The organism is Yoonia sp. JB2-21 (assembly GCF_055693545.1).
Genome location: NZ_JBVFUC010000001.1, coordinates 673,051 through 689,658, shown reverse-complemented (window position 1 = coordinate 689,658; position 16,608 = coordinate 673,051). Strand labels below are relative to the sequence as shown.

Here is a 16,608-nt window from a genome sequence, read left to right as displayed (position 1 = left end):
CGCCGGTGATTCCATCTACTTTGTTGGCAGTGTGTCGTGTCACACAAACGTGGTCAAATTCAATATTGAGTCGCGCGATGCACCGATGTGACTATCGACGTATCTTCAGCACCGACAACCATCCTGATTTATTAAAGGTTCTGTGTCCTCATTTTTTTGGCTTGCCGAAACCGGTTTCGGAGGCGAGCATGATTCGCAGGGGGAGTACCGTTGACGCAAATAAAGCCAATTTCGGATGGTCGTTCCACGGTGCGCGTGACCATCAACGATATGGCCGAGGCGCTTGGGCTCACCAAGTCCACCGTGTCACGCGCGCTGAATGGGTACCCCGATATTGCCGAAACGACGCAGCTTCGCGTCAAGAGCATGGCCCGCCAGATGAACTATCAGCCGCTCAGCCATGCGCAGGCAATCAAAACCGGGCGAACCCGGTCATTGGGGCTGGTCTTGCAACTGGCTGACCACGACGCGCACCGTCCGTTTCTGGCCGAATTTCTTGCGGGCGTTTCGGCGGGGGCCAGCACCGAAGGCTACACACTCACGCTGGCCTCCGCCGACACCGACGCCGCCGTTATTGAGAGCTTTCGCGCACTCAAACAGGATGGAAAAGCAGATGGCTTTATCCTTCCAAGGGCCATGATTGATGATCCGCGCGTGGCGTTTCTGCGTGCAATGCATGTGCCCTTCGTCTTGTACGGACGACAGAAAAACGATGCGGGTTGTGCGTGGTTTGACATCCGCGGCGAAGATGCAATGCGCAAGGCGGTCTGTCATCTTGCGTCGTTGGGACACACACGTATCGCATTCATCAATGGTGGTGCGATTTATACCTATGCTGATCTGCGCCGTCAGGGGTTTGAGCAGGGCATGCAAGAGAATGGCCTGACCCGTGACGCATCATTGATGGCCGAGAATGCAGTAACACTGGATGATGGCGTGGCCGCTGCCGACTGTTTCCTTGATTTGCCGACACCACCAACCGCGATTGTATGTGCGGTGGATCAGGTTGCATTGGGGGTCTATCGCGCGGCCCAGACACGCGGTCTGACGATCGGGCAGGATCTGTCAATCACCGGTTATGATGGAATTGTGGAAGGTGGACGACAGCAGCCGCCGCTGACGACATTTGCCGTTGATAGCAACGCTGCTGGGCAGCGGCTTGCGACACTTTTAATCCGGCGTATCCGGGGCGAGGTTCCGGCGGGGCTTCGCGAAACGGAAGAAGCAATTTTCCTTGATCGCGGCTCAACCGGCCCGGCCAAGAGCAACACCGCACTACAATGAAACGTCTAAATGGGAGGAAGACGATGAAGTTTACATCAAAAACAATCTTGAAGGGTGGGGCCGCGATGGTTCTTGCGCTTGCAGCGACCGCTGTTTCGGCGGAAGACCTGCGTTTTTGGACGACGGAAGAACAGCCAGAGCGCCTTGCGCGACAAGAGGCAATGGCGGCTGATTTTGCGGCTGCAACAGGTCATACTGTCGAAGTGATCCCGGTGTCAGAGAATGACCTTGGCACGCGCGCAACGGCTGCTTTTGCCGCGGGTGATCTGCCGGACGTGATTTATCATACCCTGCAATACGCAGCACCTTGGGCCGAGGCCGGTATTCTTGATACTGATGCTGCGACCGATGTGGTCGAAATGCTGGACCAAAACACATTTGCGCCAGGCGCGTTGAATATGGCCGCCATTGATGGCGGCTTTGCATCGGTTCCGGTCGACGGCTGGACGCAGATGCTGGTCTATCGTGCCGATTTGTTTGCCGAGAAAGGGCTGGAGCCACCGAACTCTTATGCCAACGTATTGGCCGCGGTTGAAGCACTTCATAATCCGCCAGAGATGTACGGATTTGTAGCGGCAACAAAGATCGATGAAAACTTCATGAGCCAGGTGCTTGAGCATGTTTTTCTTGCCAACGGTGTGTCCCCGGTTGGTCCCGACGGGGTTCAGGCACTTGACGAAGCAGCCACGATCGAGGTGCTTGAATTCTATAAAGCGATTGCAGAGGCATCGCCTCCGGGTGATCTCTATTGGGATCAGTCACGGACGCTATATTTCAGTGGCAATGCGGCAATGATCATCTGGTCGCCATTCATTCTTGATGAACTTGCCGGCCTGCGTGATAGCGCGCCGCCAACGATCAACGATGATCCGACCAGCAGCGATCTTGCGGCCGCGACAGGTGTGGTCACAAACTTTTCGGGACCGTCAAACCCTGATGGTGCGGCGTGGGGCGATGTCCGCTACTTTGGTATCACCTCTGATGCGTCCACGGATGCGGCCATGGAATTCGTGCAGTATTCTATGTCCGAAGGCTATGGTGCGACCTTGGCGATTGCGCCAGAGGGCAAGTTCCCGGTCCGTCGCGGCACGGCCGAGAACCCAACCGCGTTTGCCGATCTTTGGGCAACATTGGATGTTGGTGTTGATCGTCGCGCACCACTTGGTGACCTTTATGATGCGTCAATGATCGAAGAGATTGTTGGCGGTCTGGATGTGGCACAGCGTTGGGGTGTTGCCGAAGGACAGCTGTCCGCAGCCTCTGCGATCATCAACAGTCAGGTGATAAACCGTTTGGTCCGCGAATATATCGACGGTGAGCGGGATGCAGCGGCAACAGTGGCCGAATTGAACTCTGCAATTGCAGCAGTTCAGTAACCTCCCGGGGGGCGTCGCTTTTGGGGCGCCCTTCAACAACACCTCCAGAAATCCAAACATCGGCAAGAGAAAGACAGCCAATGTCTGATGTCAGTCCACCAACCGGAACAGGGCCACTTGCCAAGCGCGAGGCGCGATTGGCGTGGGGGTTGCTGTTTCCCACCATCACGGCTGTTGCGTTAGTCGTCTTGCTGCCTTTGCTGGCAATTTTCTGGATTTCATTCAAACCTGTCGAATTGGGCGACCTGCGCGCGCCCGAAGTTGTGCTGCGCGAAGACATCCGCGGCGATGCAGGGGTCGCCGGCAATGAGGCGACGATCCGCTACCGTCTGCGAAATTCCTCGCAAGATCAGCCGATTGCCGGCGTGACGTTTTCCGACGTGGTCCCTTTGGGTCTGTCTGTGACATCGCTCGATGGTCGATGTGCGCTGGATGAACAGAAACTATTTTGTGACCTAGGTGACTGGGAGCCGGGAACACGTGAAACCCTGACGATCCCGGTCATTGTTGAACAGGCCTATCTGGACAATGGATTGCGTCCGCAAGACACACCTGCCGAAACGACAGGTGACGCGTCAAATGTTTTGACCAACAGCACCTTCACGCTTGAAAACTTTTCGCGCATTTTTAATGGTGATGAGTTCGTCGAAGTGTTGTGGGTCACGCTGTTCTACACCGTATTTGGCACCATCGGTGCGTTGCTGGTCGGGCTCTTTGCGGCGCTCTTGCTGAACAAGTCGTTCCGCGGACAAGGGATATTACGGGGGCTTTACCTCTTTCCTTACGTGGCACCGATTATCGCGGTGGCCTTTGCATGGCTGATCCTGTTTGACCCATTCTCGGGCTCGGCGAACGCACTGCTTGTGCAGATGGGGGTCACGCCCGAAGCCATCAACTTTTTCGGAGAGCGCCCGCTGGCCCTAATCATGGTCACGATCTTCGAGATTTGGCGTTACTTCCCCCTGTCTTTCCTTTTCATCCTTGCGCGCATGCAGTCGATCGACAGCGACATGTATGAAGCGGCTGATATGGACGGCGCGTCACCTTTTCAGCAGTTTTGGTATCTGAGCGTGCCGCAACTGCTTGGTATTCTCAGCGTGCTGTTCCTGTTGCGGTTCATCTGGACCTTCAACAAGTTCGACGACATCTTCCTGCTGACGGGCGGCAACGCCGGCACGCGGACGCTGACGGTGAATGTTTATGAACAGGCTTTCGCGGTGTCGAACATTGGTGCCGGTGCGGCTGTGGCTGTTGTCATTTTCGGATGCCTGCTGACCTTCTCGCTGTTCTTCCTCAAATACATCAGCCGGGAGGAGGGGCTATGAAGATGCTGCGTTTTGGCTATGTCACTGCTCCGGTTTTGGGCGCGCTTTGGATGGTTGTACTGTCTGTCACAGTGGCCGTCGCAATGAGCTTTGCCACCGGAGACGCCATTCGACCTGCTATTTGGCTGTCGCTGCTTTGGGGGGCTGTGACCGGCGGTCTGATACTAGTGTTGCGCAGCCAGATCGTCTGGATGGCAGCAACACTCGTTTTGGTTTGTCTGGTCTTGGCCGCGCAATTCGGACCTTTGCAAATCGAGGCACAGACACCCATCACGACGCTGGCAATTGCTGCACTTTTGCTGGCCGGATCGTTTTGCTGGTCATTTTGGAGGATCTGCGCCGAACTCCCTACCGGCGCTTTGACACGACACGAGTTCGAGGAGGCGATCATCGGGTTTCTGACCGGCTTTGGCTATATTTTCTTCACAGCCATCGTCCTGATCCCCTTCTACGTGATGGTTATGACAAGCCTGAAAAATCAGGGCGAGTTGATGCAAAATCCTCTCGATTTCTCGATCGACTTTTCCAAGGGTGCTGATCTGTTCCGCAGCTATGATGAGCTGTTCACCCAGTTCAACTTTGGCACCTATCTGTTTAACTCCTTCTTCATTTCGGTAGTTACGGTCTTCATTACCTTGGCCTTTGCGATCCCCGGGGCCTATGCGGTTGCTCGCCTGCGCTTTCGCGGTCAGGCGGCATTTTCACGATCAATCCTGCTGATCTACATGGTGCCGATGATCGTGCTGGCTCTGCCGATCTACATCGCATTCTCGATGACGGGCCTGCGCAATTCATTCTGGGGGATCGTGATGATCTATCCGGTCACGACCATTCCCGTCGCACTCTATATGCTGCAAGGCTATTTTCGGGGACTGCCCGCTGAAGTAGAGGAGGCCGGCCTGATGGACGGTTTGTCCCGCTTGGCGGTGATCCGGAAGATCACGCTGCCGCTGTCTTTGCCGGCTCTCGCATCTGTTTCACTTTATGTCTTCATGATCGCCTGGAACGAGTTTCTTTTGGCCTTCATGCTACTCGATGATCCGTCAAAATTCACGCTGACACGGGGCATCGCGTCACTTAACTCATCTGAAATTCCAAGGCAGCATTTGATGGCAGGCTCGGTGGTTGCAACCGTGCCGATCATGGCACTGTTCCTTGGACTTGAACGCTTCATGACGAAAGGGCTGACCGCTGGGTCAGTGAAGGGATAGGCATGGATCTGCACCAACAAGCGCGCAACACGCTCCGACAGAATGACAAGGGAGGGTACACTCTGCCGACCCACGGGCTCTATCCATATCAATGGAATTGGGACAGTGCGTTTGCGGCCTGGGGCTTTGTCACCTTTGACCCCGATCGCGGTTGGACTGAGCTGGAAACACTGCTTTCAGGCCAGTGGGATGACGGGATGGTGCCGCATATCCTGTTTCACCGACCCGACCCCGGGTATTACCCCGGGCCGGACGTTTGGCAGGGGCGTGGGCCGATCCCGTCATCAGGCATCAGCCAACCTCCCGTTGCTGCGTCTTTCATGGCAAAGATGCTCGAGATTGATCCATCCGGTGAGCCGCGCGCACGGGCGATGTGGCCCAAACTAAAGGCGTGGCACGCCTGGTTCATGCAATGGCGGTTGGACGAGGGTGCGGTCTGTGTGACGCACCCGTGGGAGGCAGGCCGCGACAATGCCCCTGATTGGGACGCGGCAATGAAGGGTATCGATGCATCGGACGTTGGCGAATATACACGCCGGGATACATCCCACGTGGACCCGGCGATGCGCCCGACGAAGTTTGACTACGATCGCTATATCAAATTGGTGCAACTAGGCGTGTCGGTTCATTGGGATCAAGCGCAATTGCTGGCGCTTAATCCGTTCCGCGTGGCCGATCCGACCATGACCTTCACGCTTTTGCGCGCACAACGCGATCTCCATAAGATGGGCCAGCGCTTTGGCGAAGACGTCAGCGATATTGCGGCATGGATCAGCGTGCTGGAAACGGGCGCAGAAACCCTTTGGAACCCTGATATCGGTGGCTATGACAGCCGCAACGTCCGGTCCGGTCAGTTTAACGGAATACTGTCCAACGCATCCGCACTTTGCTGGTATGCAGGGATCAACGACGCGCGCGCGCGCCCGCAGATCCAGCGAATGCTGTCAGCGGTCAACTTCGGACTGGCCAGCTACGACCCCGAAGCGGACGGATTTGAACCATTGCGCTATTGGCGGGGACCGACATGGCCAATCATGAACTATCTTGTGGGGTCAGGCATGGAAGAGCAGGGACAGTATGACCTTGCCGAGCGGATCAAATCCGACACCACCCGCCTGATGGAGCAGAACGGCTTTGCCGAATATTACAACCCACAGGACGGCACCCCCGCCGGGGGGGCACGTTCACCTGGACCGCCGCGGTTTGGCTGGGCTGGGCGGGCAACCACACCGAAACGCATAAGGGAGCAGCCTGATGTCGTCGATCACACTCAAGGCAGTCGAAAAATGGTTCGGCGCCGTGCAGGTCATCAAGGGTGTCGATCTCGAGATCAACGAAGGTGAATTCGTCATTTTTGTCGGCCCGTCGGGCTGTGGCAAATCGACATTGCTGCGCATGATCGCAGGCCTAGAGGAGACGTCGCGCGGACAGATCATCATTGGGGATCGGGATGCAACGGCAGAGCCGCCCAGCAAGCGTGGTTTGGCGATGGTTTTCCAATCCTACGCGCTCTATCCGCATATGTCGGTGCGCGACAACGTCGGATTTCCGCTAAAATCGGCGGGTATGCCGAAAGAAGAAATCGACGCAAAGGTTGAAGAAGCATCGCGCGTGCTGAAGCTTGATGACTATCTTGATCGACGCCCGAAAGACCTGTCTGGCGGGCAGCGTCAGCGCGTGGCGATCGGGCGTTCCATCGTGCGCGACCCGACTGCGTTCTTGTTCGATGAACCGCTGTCAAACCTGGACGCCGCCCTGCGGGTCGAGATGCGATACGAGATCGCAAAGCTTCACCAGACGCTCAATTCCACGATGATCTATGTGACCCACGATCAGGTTGAGGCGATGACCCTCGCCGATCGGATCGTCGTCTTAGAGTTCGGCAAGATTGCACAAGTTGGATCGCCTCGCGAACTCTATGAACGGCCGGCCAACCTGTTTGTTGCTCAGTTCATCGGCTCTCCGCGCATGAACGTCGTTCTAACCGCCGCCGCCGCGAATGTTGATGTGCCGTCCGATGCGGTTTCATTCGGAATACGACCCGAACACATCAGGCTGACCGAAACCGGCCAAGGCCAGATCGACGGAACCGTTGACGTGCTGGAATATCTGGGTGCAGACACCTTTGTTATCATGTCATGCGGTGACGCGGGGCAAATCACTGTCCGTGTCAATGGAACGGCCGCGTTCAAACCCGGCGACAAGGCAGGTCTGGCCTTTGCAAAAGAAGACACCCACGCGTTTGATGCGGATGGCTTGGCAATGCGCTGACGTGTTGTCATGGACATGTCGAAAGTCCGGTCTTTTTGCGCGACGAACAAAGTGAGATAGCGATGAACGCTCAACCGACACGACCCGGTCCACTGGATACGACGGGCCATTGGATACATGACGCTGCCCATTTGGCTTGGTTGAAGACACAAAGCCAAACACTCTTGTCATTCTTCGAGGCGAGCAAGCAAGAGGGTGCCGGTTTTGCCTTGCTCAGTCATGATGGTCAGCCGTTGCCCACAGACATCCAAGAGCTGCACACAACAACCCGCATGGTGCATTCCTATGCGCTGGGCTGCCTACAGGGACATGCGGGCGCAGAATTGATCGTTGATCATGGCATGGCTTATCTGAACGCTTATCACAAAGACCCGCTTCACGATGGCTACGTTTGGTCGGTCAACGGTGACATGGTCGCCGATGGCACAAAGCTGGCCTATGGGCATGTTTTTGTCTTGCTGGCCGCATCCAGTGCCAAATTGGTAGGCCATCCGGATGCCGACGCCCTGATCGCTGACATCAGTCGTGTACTCGATCAACATTTCTGGGAAGAGGAGGCGGGGCTGTTCTGCGATGAATGGACCCGAGAGTGGACGCCGTTTTCAAACTATCGCGGCATGAACGCAAATATGCATGGGGTCGAGGCCCTGTTAGCAGCCTTTGAGGCGACAGGGCGCGATGTCTATCTGACCCGGGCCGGGCGTATCCTTGATTTCTTTACCGGGAAAATGGCACCGGCAGAAAACTGGCGATTGCCGGAACATTTTTCCAGCGATTGGTCCATTGACCGCATCTATGTCGGCAATCATATGTTCCGACCCGCGGGGACAACACCGGGCCATTCCTTTGAATTGGCGCGTCTGTTGTTGCAACATTGGGATCTTGTCGAGCGGCCCGCGACGGGTGCGCCGGACAGGGCGCGCAAACTTATCGAACAGGCGCTCCACGACGCTTGGCTGCCCCAAGGCGGGTTGGCCTATACGTTGAATTTCGACGGCAGCGTGGCCGATGCGTCAAGGTTCTGGTGGCCAGTGACCGAGGCGATCAATGCCGTGGCAACGCTGATCATGCTGGATCAACGCGCATCGGATGAAGGGTGGTACCGCAAGCTTTGGTACTTTGCATGCGATACATTCATCGACCATGCCCACGGTGGCTGGTTTCCCGCAATTGATGACGATGGCCGTCCGACCAGTTCGATCTTCACCGGCAAACCTGACATTTATCATGCGTTGCAGGCCTACCTCTTTCCCTTGTCGGGAAAAGTGTCACGAATGGCAGATGGACTGCGAAAGGGGCGAGCCTAAGCGCGCGTATTTGGAAAACGTCGTCGTTTTGGCCGGTTTTGCGGTGCCGCGTGTCAGCGACAACCCATGCCTGTGCGGCCACAGATGCGCTGGGCGGTTAGTCAGGGAACTTGTCGCAGCTCTGTTACGAGAAAATCAAAAACCATCCGCAGCCGCGCATTTGTCAGAATGTCACGATGCGCCACAAGCCAGATCGGAAAGCGCAATTGCAGCGGTTCGGTCGATGCACGGGTTATGCCGGGCTCTCTGTCGCCAAGTCTGACATCGAGTGCGGCCACGCCGAGCCCCGCGCGCATCATCTCCCACATTGCAAGATAGCTGCTACATTCATATGCGATAGATGCCGTCGTGGCCGGGATACCTGCACCTTGCAACGCTTTAAGGAACATGTCCGCATCTCCGGGAATGATCAGGTTTGCGTTTTCCCAATCTTGCTGTGATCGGATCAGCCCCTGCTTTTCGACATAGGCGTCGGTCGCATAGAACGCCGCCGATGTGTCCGCGATCCGTCGGGCGACAAGTTCGGGTTCCTTTGGGCGAAAATTGCGGATCGCAATGTCGGCCTCGCGCCGCATCAAGTCAGACGCCGTATTTTCTGCCAGCACACGGATCCTCAGCGCCGGTTCCTGCGCGCGAAGTTTCTTCAGGATAGGCGGCAACCATAACCCGGCATAAGCATCAGAGGCCGAGATTGTGACCGGGCCTGCGATCTCGTCACTCTGCCCCTGTGCGGCAATCGAAAGGGCGATTGCACCTTGGCCCATGATACGGACGTGCTCTAACAGCTGGGCGCCCGCCGGGGTGAGTTCCAATCCGCGCCCGAACCGTTCGAAAAGAACAACGCCAAGTTCCTGCTGCAACGCATCGACCTGACGCGAAAGTGTTGGTTGCGCCAGACCCAATGCCCGCGCGGCGGCCGAAAGTGACCCTTCTTCAGCGGTTACAAGAAACGCGCGGGCGCGATTCCAATCAAAAGAAGCGGCACTCCAATCCATACTAAAACGCATACCAGAATTGCGATCTAGGTCAATTTTGTTGAGATCGCGCATGCGCTATCACACAGCTAGCGCTGGACTGAAACGGCGCAACAGCAGCCATAGCAATCAGCGTATGCAAAGACGGCTCTTGCCGTCGCTGAAGACATGCGCGCATTCGAAAGGACAAGATATGCAAAGTTTCTCTGACCCTTTGTCCAGTTCATACGCCCGCTGGACTGGATTTTTCTATCTGGGCATCGCAATCGCGGGCGGCTTTTCAATCGCCTATGTGCCCAGTCAGATTGTTGTCGCAGATGATGGCGGTGCGACGGTCGCCAATATCGTCGGCCGAACGGGTCTCTATCATGCGGGCATCGCCGCCGATCTGATCGTGATGATTTTTGAATTGATGGCCGTAACGATGCTGTATTTCCTGTTTCGCGATGTCTCAAAAACCTTGTCCTTTGCCGCAGCAATGGCCCGGCTCAGCATGGTCAGCGTGATGTCCGCGATGTTGTTCTTTCATGCAGGCGCAGACCTCTTGGCTCACTCCGATCAGGTCATGACGCATTTCAGTGCCGATCAAAGGGCTGACGTGGCAGGTTTGCTTTTGGAGATGCACCGGGCAGGGGTCTGGATTTGGCAGGTGTTCTTCACGGTCCACTTGGTGCTCTTGGGGTATCTTGTGCTGCATTCAAACCGCTTTCCGGCGCTGTTTGGCTATGGGTTAATGATTGGTGCGATGGGGTACGTTTTGGACTCGGTCTATGCTTTTGCCTTCCCTGAGGCCGCGTGGCTGGGGATGTTGCGCGTCGGTCTGCTGGCGATCGTGACCCTTTCTGAAGTGGGCTTTGCCCTCTGGTTGTTGATCCGCGCGCCCAAAGCGCCCGCATTGCCAAAAGGGGCAACGGCATGAACCGGGTTTGCATCATCGGCATCTCAGGCAAGTTGGGTCAGTACATGACCCAGCATGCACTGAAGCAAGGATACGAGGTCGTTGGGGTCTGCCGACCGCAAAGCGTCAAGAAACTCGATCACCTCGCTGACCGGATCACGGTCGTGCCCGGGCGGACCGATGATCGCGACGTTGTGGGACGGGCAATTAAGGGATGTGACGGCGTTCTGACCGTTTTGGCACCTTGGGGCGTCGACAATTATGCCTCCGGTACGGCTCAGGCGGTTCTGGATCTGGCAGAGCCTGATGCACGGCTGATTTTCTCTTGTGGGTGGCACATCACGAAAGACGGAAAGGATCTGTACGGTCTCAAGCTTCGTTTTGTCGAATGGCTGTTTCGACGGCTTGGACCATTGTTGCGGCTTGTTGACCTGAATGATCAAATCGAAGCGGCGCGTCGCATCTTTGCATCGGACCGCCTGTGGACAGTGGTGCGCGGCTCAGACCTGGAAGAAGGTCCAAGCGATGGGCTGCCGGTCTGGGCGGAACACGTCGGCGATCCGGTTCTGGCGTCCAATCTGACCAAACGAACAGATTTTGCGCTTTTCATGGTGCATGCGCTAGCCGATGATCGGTTGATCCATCAGGCACCGGCCATCGTTGGTCGGGCGACAGCATCTGCGCAACTGGCACATGCCGGAACCGTCGGCGGCTGATTTCACGACACGTCAACCGGCGATCTCACTGTTGACCACTCAAAAGGAACGCTGACATGGCCACGACTTCGCCAATCCTTCATCTGCTATGCGGCAAGATCGCATCTGGAAAATCCACACTTGCGGCTGAACTCTCAGCTGCGCCCAGCACAATTCTGATATCTGAGGACGCTTGGTTGAACGCCCTGTTCGCAGACCAGATGTCGACCGGTGCCGACTATCTGCATTACGCGGCAAAGCTGCACACAATCATCGCGTCTCACCTGAGCGCGCTGTTCAATGCGGGCGTGTCGGTGGTGCTCGACTTCCCCGCAAACACTGTGGCACAGCGGCGCTGGATGCACCAAATCATTCAGGAAACCGGGGTCGCGCATCAGATGCATGTTCTTGATCTACCAGACGAGGTTTGCCTCGCGCGCCTGCTGGCCCGTAACGCGACTGGCGAACATCATTTTGAAGCGACAGAGGCGCAGTTTCGTCAGTTTGCCAAGCATTTCGCCCTTCCGACGATAGATGAGGGGTTCAACATCATTTCGCATTGAAAGTGCATCTTCGTGTGATCTCTGCATCCGGTTAGGTGCTTAGTATGACGGAAACACGGACATCGGTCCAAGGGGGGCAAGGATCCCATCGACTGCGATTTGCAATTTGTCTGCAATGGCTAGGGTTCACCTTGACCTTACTCGAAAGCTCAAATACCTAATCTTGCACAGAGCGGGCGTTGTGTAATGGTAAGACCTCAGCCTTCCAAGCTGATGATACGGGTTCGATTCCGTCGCCCGCTCCAAAGTTCAATTCCCAAAATCATGTCTGATTTCTTACTCCGTCTGAGTAAACGCGCGGTCATTATTTGCGGCACCTGATCAGACGAAGAACGCCCAAAGCAAGTTGAGCAGCCAGATCGGGCCCGTCGGTCTGTTTGCGACAAAAGCCGACAATGTTCATCGACCGCAACGGGCGTGGCTGCGAAGCGCATGCTGAATGTAAGCTGAACCACCGGTTCCAATATCTACCGGCGATAAATAGGGATTTTCGTGCGTCCCGTGAGGATCAAAAAAATGACAAATGCAAATGCAATCATCAGGCCTGAACCAAAAAGGTAGATCAGAATAAAGACTGCACCACCGGGCAGTAGGACAGCGGTCGCTGGGTTTTCGGGGTCATAATATACGGCAATGTCACTCCCGCCAATTTGTCTGGCAAGGTCTTTGATCGCCTCAAGACGCGCACTTTCGACTGTACCCTCGACTTTGAAATTTGGCGTTGGGCCGAACAGGATGCGGTCATTGGAATAGTCGGTTCCTTCAACGGTGTATCGATATTGGACAAAGGCCTTGCGGCCATAGTTTTGGCCTGACCCGGTGCTTTCAAACCCCGCTGAAACGACGGTCCCCGTCGCAACAGGCCAAGATTTACTTGCGTTGGCCGAAAGCATTTGGCCAAGCCCAAGCCACATCAGCCAAATAGACCCAAGGATCAAACCAACGATGCATAGGACTGAAAGTAGACGCACTAATGATATCCGCTTGTGTATTCACCTTGGCAAAGCATCCACCATCCGAAACCATTGTCAAACGAACGCATTCATTTTCTGGCGGAACATGGGTCCAACGCGTCATATCATATGGAAGAAAAACAAGGTCTTTTGCGGGGCATCCGGCCAAGACGCCTGTCCCGCTTCAGCCGGTACCGGGCCCGCAGGACAAAGCGAACCCACTTGCTATCGCCCCTGTCTTGTCGCCCTTTCGATTGCGGCTCGGTGTGTTGCAAACGGATCATTTCCGTCAAGTACGGCAAAACGCGTGTCGGGTCTGATGCCGCGTCCTTCCCAGATGATACCCTTCCGATCAGTGTAGACCTCATTCGAAAGCCCCAGCACCCAACCGTTTTGCAGGTTCAATTCCAAAACGTCGGACAGCGCGCCGCGTGTGGCCTCGCCGACGTGGGTCACCTGCGGGAGCGCGCGCAAGGCTAGCGTCAATATTTCACCTGCGCTGACGGTCATGTTGCTAGTAACCAGTGTGACGGGGCCAGTGTAGCTGCGTCGATCCGACGGGATGACGTTGCGGCGCAGGGTGATGGGATCATCGGCGTCGGCGGGATACTCAGCGTAAGCAAAGACAGGCTTTGCTGCAAAGCGGCTTGCAATAGCAAGAGCGACTTCGTCATAGCCGCCAAAGTTCAGCGACATGTCCAAAACAACATGCTCAACGCCTGCCGCGTCGAATGCGGCAAAAGCATCGTCAAGAATGCGGTCAACGGCGGCCAGGTCCGCCGCCAGATCGCCAATATCACCATCGGCAAAAGCAGCCATCGTCAAAAAGCCAAGATAGCCGGTTTTGGGCGCGATCAGCCCATATTGCACGAAACCTTCACCTGCCAACCTGCCTTGGCCCTTCAGGATTGTCTGCGCAACATGCTTCGTCCAGAATTGCTCTCGGAAAGCCACCTCGGCGTCTTCGGGGCTCGTCCCGGCGTTGATGGCCTGGCTTTGTATCCGCGCAAAAAGCCGACCTGGGTTGGGTTCATATAGTCGAACTTCGTCGTTAATTCGTGCTTCAAGACTAATGTGACCATCACGTAATGGGGCGATAGCGTCGCGCATCACATCAAAAAGCTCAGCATCGGTTGTGGCATCAGTCACCCGAGACCGTGCGCGCGCCGACTGCACATCCCAGTCGACACCATAGAGATCAAAGAACGCATAGTGTGTGGCATAGATATCAAGAAAGGTCTCCAGATTGGCGCGTGGTGTATTTGCCGGGGGATTGCTGCAACTGTCAGGCAGCGCGGCGACCCGATTAAACCGGATGGCCTGGGCTGTGTTCTGTTGGCGTAGCAGAAATGATTGGTTGTCGGGTTGCATGTCGACATCAAACGCCATGAACAGGCCAAACAGGGGATCAGATCCCTCGCTCAGACATGTCTTGTCCGAAATTCCAAAGGTTTCCACACTGCCACCAGAGATATGCGCAGCAATGCCATAGCCGTCTGAAATCCATGCACCCTGCAATTGTTCGGCCTCCGGCGGCAGGGTGCAGGCAATACAAAGAAGCGGTGTGAGTGACGTGAATAGTTTATGGGCCATTGTGGTGTCTCCGACAGGGATGGGTTTGGGCCCATCTGACCGAAGTTCACGGATATCGTCGTCCGAAGTTAAAGGGTCAGACAGCCGATCCGTCCATTCAGGCCGGTTCGGACACTGCCTGCCTGTATGCGGTAGGCGTCTGTCCGGTCACCTTCTTGAAGGCTGTGTAAAACGATGAGCGTGAATTGAACCCGACATCGTAGGTAATTGACAGGACGGTCTGATCGGTGTCGCGCAATAGGTTTTGCGCATCTGCAATCCGGTAGCTGTTTACGAAGTCAAAAAAGCTGTCGCCGATATTTTCGTTAAGCGTCTGTGAAATATAGTTTGGCGAGGCCCCGATGTGGCGCGCCAATGACCACAGGGACAGGTTCGGATCGCGGTGCAATTGATCGCCGGTCATCGCAGCACGAAGCTTGCGTTCAATGCGCGCCGCCACCTCTGGTGTCAGGGCCGATTTTTCATATTTTGTCACGATATCTGCCGGTGTCGCCACATCCGGTGCCAAGCTTGGCCTTTGACGTAAACCGTTCAGCATGATGATAACGACCAACGTCAAACCAAAAGCAGTGTCCAGCCACTCTGGGATCAGCTCACCTTCTGCGAAAAGGTCAAAAATGGCATCCAGCGCGCTGATCGCCCAATAGCCAGTGGCCGAAATAATGATGACCCAAACCCAACGTAGCTCTCGTTGCTCGGTGCTTGCGACATATGCCCGCAAGCGCTGGCGATATCTGAGCAAACGACTGACAATTGCAAACATATATGCGCCCCACTGCACAACCGCCGCGAGCAGAAGGACCTCGCCAAAAACGCCAATAAAATATGGCCAACCGGACGGCAACGGTGCCGCATCCGTAAACAGACCCAAACGCGCATCTTCCGTCATGAAGGCAACGCTCAGCCCAATGAAAAGCGCACATCCCGGCAAGAGTGCATGTAACCAGATATGCTTTGGCAATCGCGGCCTCACGGATGTGATCGCGCACACGTAGTGCCAAAAGAATGGGGCAATTGACAAAAAGCCGACCAACCAAATGATGGCAGATATGATCTCGAACCGGAGCCGTGTTTCGATTGTCGCGATGGGCCAGGGCACCGCCTCAAAGGTCGCCGCACAACTCGCAAGTAAAACCAGTGCCAGTGCACGGAACGGCCAAACATCCCGCGTCTGCAACAAACAAAGAAGAACGCCGAATAGCCCAAGGCTAAAGTCTGCTGTCGCAAGCAAGTGTACTATTTGATCGGTCACCATAAGACCTTGTGCCGCAATATCGCATTGTTTGACCAGTGGCCGACGTCCGAGTGGATAGGATCGGACAACATTGGCTGTCCGCGACGCCACGCTCGGACGACGCTCGAGCCGATATCTGGTTCGATCAGGCAAATCGGTTTTGCTTTAGAAGGACGCACTACATGAAACTTTCAAACACATTGCTTGCTTGCGCTGGCATACTCACAGCTTCGGCGGCGCAGGCTGAGGGTGACTGGATCTTCGGCCTGCTCGCCACGGGTGGTCAGAGCGCGTATGTCGGACACGACGATGACGTGGCATTGCTTCCATACATCGCCTACGAGACTGAGCGCCTGCACATCGGGATTGATGAAATTAGCTATGATGTGATCGAAAGCGACCAGCTTGAGGTCGCAGTATTCCTTGAGCCACGGTTTGCGCCTGACTTCCCCGATACCGCACTTTTTGAGGGTCTGGAGCGGGACGATGCCGCAGAGGTGGGCGTCTCGGTGGTCTATGATCTTGGCGATTTCTATGCGAGCGCCTCGTTGCAAGGCGACGTATCGGGCGCCTATGATGGTGCCGCCGGTGATATCGCCTTCGGCTACGAGACAGAGTTGGGGTTTGTGATGCTGGACGTCAGCGCGGGTGCCAAACTGCGCGACGCCAATTTGAACAACTATCTCTATGGTGTGACCACAAGCGAAGCGACAGCGGACAGACCCGAATTTGACATAAATGGCAGCGCGAATGCTTTTGCAGAGGTGTCAGCGTTGATGCCGCTGTCGGAAGCGGTGTTTCTCTATGGTGAGGTGTCCTACGACGATCTGGGAGAGGTCTTTGATAGTCCCTTGGTGGACCGCAAGAACAAGACTGATCTGGCCGTCGGTCTGGTTTTCCAGTTTTGATCTGCGCATTGGGCGG

The 16,608-nt window shown here is 55.8% G+C and carries 15 protein-coding genes; 11 read left to right on the top strand and 4 right to left on the bottom strand.

The annotated features are described in order from the left end of the window. The first annotated feature begins 210 nt into the window (after positions 1 to 210). The 7 genes from ACZ1G5_RS03490 (at position 211) to ACZ1G5_RS03460 (ending at position 8,774) form a co-directional block, all read left to right on the top strand. On the top strand, positions 211 to 1,284 hold the full coding sequence (locus ACZ1G5_RS03490; RefSeq protein WP_472731530.1) for a LacI family DNA-binding transcriptional regulator: 1,074 nt from the start codon (positions 211 to 213) through the stop codon (positions 1,282 to 1,284). Positions 1,285 to 1,307: 23 nt separating this feature from the next. Continuing rightward, positions 1,308 to 2,660 (top strand): ABC transporter substrate-binding protein, encoded by a 1,353-nt coding sequence (locus ACZ1G5_RS03485; RefSeq protein ID WP_472731529.1) that lies wholly within the window; start codon positions 1,308 to 1,310, stop codon positions 2,658 to 2,660. Between the two features lie 80 nt (positions 2,661 to 2,740). After that, entirely contained in the window at positions 2,741 to 3,985 is a 1,245-nt protein-coding gene (locus ACZ1G5_RS03480) for a carbohydrate ABC transporter permease (protein WP_472731528.1), read from the top strand. Further along, positions 3,982 to 5,196 carry a carbohydrate ABC transporter permease gene (locus tag ACZ1G5_RS03475; protein WP_472731527.1) on the top strand — a complete coding sequence of 405 codons (1,215 nt, stop codon included), beginning with the start codon at positions 3,982 to 3,984 and terminating at the stop codon, positions 5,194 to 5,196. Before ACZ1G5_RS03480 ends, ACZ1G5_RS03475 begins: the two co-directional genes overlap by 4 nt. 2 nt (positions 5,197 to 5,198) lie before the next feature. Next, the gene (locus ACZ1G5_RS03470; RefSeq protein ID WP_472731526.1) at positions 5,199 to 6,539 is read left to right on the top strand and encodes an MGH1-like glycoside hydrolase domain-containing protein; all 1,341 of its coding nucleotides are present in this window, start codon (positions 5,199 to 5,201) and stop codon (positions 6,537 to 6,539) included. Next, positions 6,451 to 7,467, top strand: a complete 1,017-nt coding sequence (locus ACZ1G5_RS03465) for an ABC transporter ATP-binding protein (RefSeq protein WP_472731525.1) — start codon at positions 6,451 to 6,453, stop codon at positions 7,465 to 7,467. Before ACZ1G5_RS03470 ends, ACZ1G5_RS03465 begins: the two co-directional genes overlap by 89 nt. Positions 7,468 to 7,529: 62 nt before the next feature. Next, entirely contained in the window at positions 7,530 to 8,774 is a 1,245-nt protein-coding gene (locus ACZ1G5_RS03460) for an AGE family epimerase/isomerase (protein ID WP_472731524.1), read from the top strand. 101 nt (positions 8,775 to 8,875) lie between these two features. Here ACZ1G5_RS03460 and ACZ1G5_RS03455 read toward each other — a convergent pair whose 3' ends face one another. Beyond that, complete coding sequence (locus tag ACZ1G5_RS03455; protein WP_472731523.1) at positions 8,876 to 9,769, bottom strand: LysR family transcriptional regulator; 894 nt, start codon at positions 9,767 to 9,769, stop codon at positions 8,876 to 8,878. A gap of 172 nt (positions 9,770 to 9,941) precedes the next feature. Between ACZ1G5_RS03455 and ACZ1G5_RS03450 the strand changes: the two genes are divergently transcribed. Genes ACZ1G5_RS03450 through ACZ1G5_RS03440 form a run of 3 tightly spaced genes read left to right on the top strand, consistent with a single transcriptional unit; the run spans position 9,942 to position 11,904 of the window. Next, a complete protein-coding gene (locus tag ACZ1G5_RS03450) occupies positions 9,942 to 10,667 on the top strand; it encodes a DUF4386 domain-containing protein (protein WP_472731522.1) in 726 nt (241 codons plus the stop codon). After that, positions 10,664 to 11,362, top strand: coding sequence for an NAD(P)-dependent oxidoreductase (locus ACZ1G5_RS03445; protein ID WP_472731521.1), 699 nt, complete (start codon positions 10,664 to 10,666; stop codon positions 11,360 to 11,362). Before ACZ1G5_RS03450 ends, ACZ1G5_RS03445 begins: the two co-directional genes overlap by 4 nt. Positions 11,363 to 11,418: 56 nt before the next feature. After that, on the top strand, positions 11,419 to 11,904 hold the full coding sequence (locus ACZ1G5_RS03440) for a P-loop nucleotide/nucleoside kinase family protein (protein WP_472731520.1): 486 nt from the start codon (positions 11,419 to 11,421) through the stop codon (positions 11,902 to 11,904). 467 nt (positions 11,905 to 12,371) lie between these two features. On the opposite strand, the gene ACZ1G5_RS03435 is transcribed toward ACZ1G5_RS03440, so the two are convergent. From ACZ1G5_RS03435 to ACZ1G5_RS03425, 3 genes are all read right to left on the bottom strand, one after another. Next, positions 12,372 to 12,875, bottom strand: coding sequence for a DUF3592 domain-containing protein (locus tag ACZ1G5_RS03435; RefSeq protein WP_472731519.1), 504 nt, complete (start codon positions 12,873 to 12,875; stop codon positions 12,372 to 12,374). Positions 12,876 to 13,082: 207 nt separating this feature from the next. Continuing rightward, positions 13,083 to 14,450, bottom strand: a complete 1,368-nt coding sequence (locus ACZ1G5_RS03430; protein ID WP_472731518.1) for a S41 family peptidase — start codon at positions 14,448 to 14,450, stop codon at positions 13,083 to 13,085. Positions 14,451 to 14,547: 97 nt separating this feature from the next. Continuing rightward, positions 14,548 to 15,702 (bottom strand): helix-turn-helix domain-containing protein, encoded by a 1,155-nt coding sequence (locus tag ACZ1G5_RS03425; RefSeq protein WP_472731517.1) that lies wholly within the window; start codon positions 15,700 to 15,702, stop codon positions 14,548 to 14,550. 164 nt (positions 15,703 to 15,866) lie between these two features. On the opposite strand from ACZ1G5_RS03425, the gene ACZ1G5_RS03420 reads away from it, so the two are divergent. Then, positions 15,867 to 16,592: a MipA/OmpV family protein gene (locus ACZ1G5_RS03420; RefSeq protein WP_472731516.1), complete on the top strand. Its 726-nt coding sequence runs from the start codon at positions 15,867 to 15,869 to the stop codon at positions 16,590 to 16,592. Positions 16,593 to 16,608: the final 16 nt, after the last annotated feature.

What these genes read in the sequence shown, in the direction of transcription:
- ACZ1G5_RS03485 (WP_472731529.1), top strand. Translation starts at nt 1,308, where the DNA reads ATGAAGTTTACATCAAAAACAATCTTGAAGGGTGGGGCCGCGATGGTT.
- ACZ1G5_RS03480 (WP_472731528.1), top strand. Translation starts at nt 2,741, where the DNA reads ATGTCTGATGTCAGTCCACCAACCGGAACAGGGCCACTTGCCAAGCGC.
- ACZ1G5_RS03475 (WP_472731527.1), top strand. Translation starts at nt 3,982, where the DNA reads ATGAAGATGCTGCGTTTTGGCTATGTCACTGCTCCGGTTTTGGGCGCG.
- ACZ1G5_RS03470 (WP_472731526.1), top strand. Translation starts at nt 5,199, where the DNA reads ATGGATCTGCACCAACAAGCGCGCAACACGCTCCGACAGAATGACAAG.
- ACZ1G5_RS03465 (WP_472731525.1), top strand. Translation starts at nt 6,451, where the DNA reads ATGTCGTCGATCACACTCAAGGCAGTCGAAAAATGGTTCGGCGCCGTG.
- ACZ1G5_RS03460 (WP_472731524.1), top strand. Translation starts at nt 7,530, where the DNA reads ATGAACGCTCAACCGACACGACCCGGTCCACTGGATACGACGGGCCAT.
- ACZ1G5_RS03455 (WP_472731523.1), bottom strand. Translation starts at nt 9,769, where the DNA reads ATGGATTGGAGTGCCGCTTCTTTTGATTGGAATCGCGCCCGCGCGTTT.
- ACZ1G5_RS03450 (WP_472731522.1), top strand. Translation starts at nt 9,942, where the DNA reads ATGCAAAGTTTCTCTGACCCTTTGTCCAGTTCATACGCCCGCTGGACT.
- ACZ1G5_RS03445 (WP_472731521.1), top strand. Translation starts at nt 10,664, where the DNA reads ATGAACCGGGTTTGCATCATCGGCATCTCAGGCAAGTTGGGTCAGTAC.
- ACZ1G5_RS03440 (WP_472731520.1), top strand. Translation starts at nt 11,419, where the DNA reads ATGGCCACGACTTCGCCAATCCTTCATCTGCTATGCGGCAAGATCGCA.
- ACZ1G5_RS03430 (WP_472731518.1), bottom strand. Translation starts at nt 14,450, where the DNA reads ATGGCCCATAAACTATTCACGTCACTCACACCGCTTCTTTGTATTGCC.
- ACZ1G5_RS03420 (WP_472731516.1), top strand. Translation starts at nt 15,867, where the DNA reads ATGAAACTTTCAAACACATTGCTTGCTTGCGCTGGCATACTCACAGCT.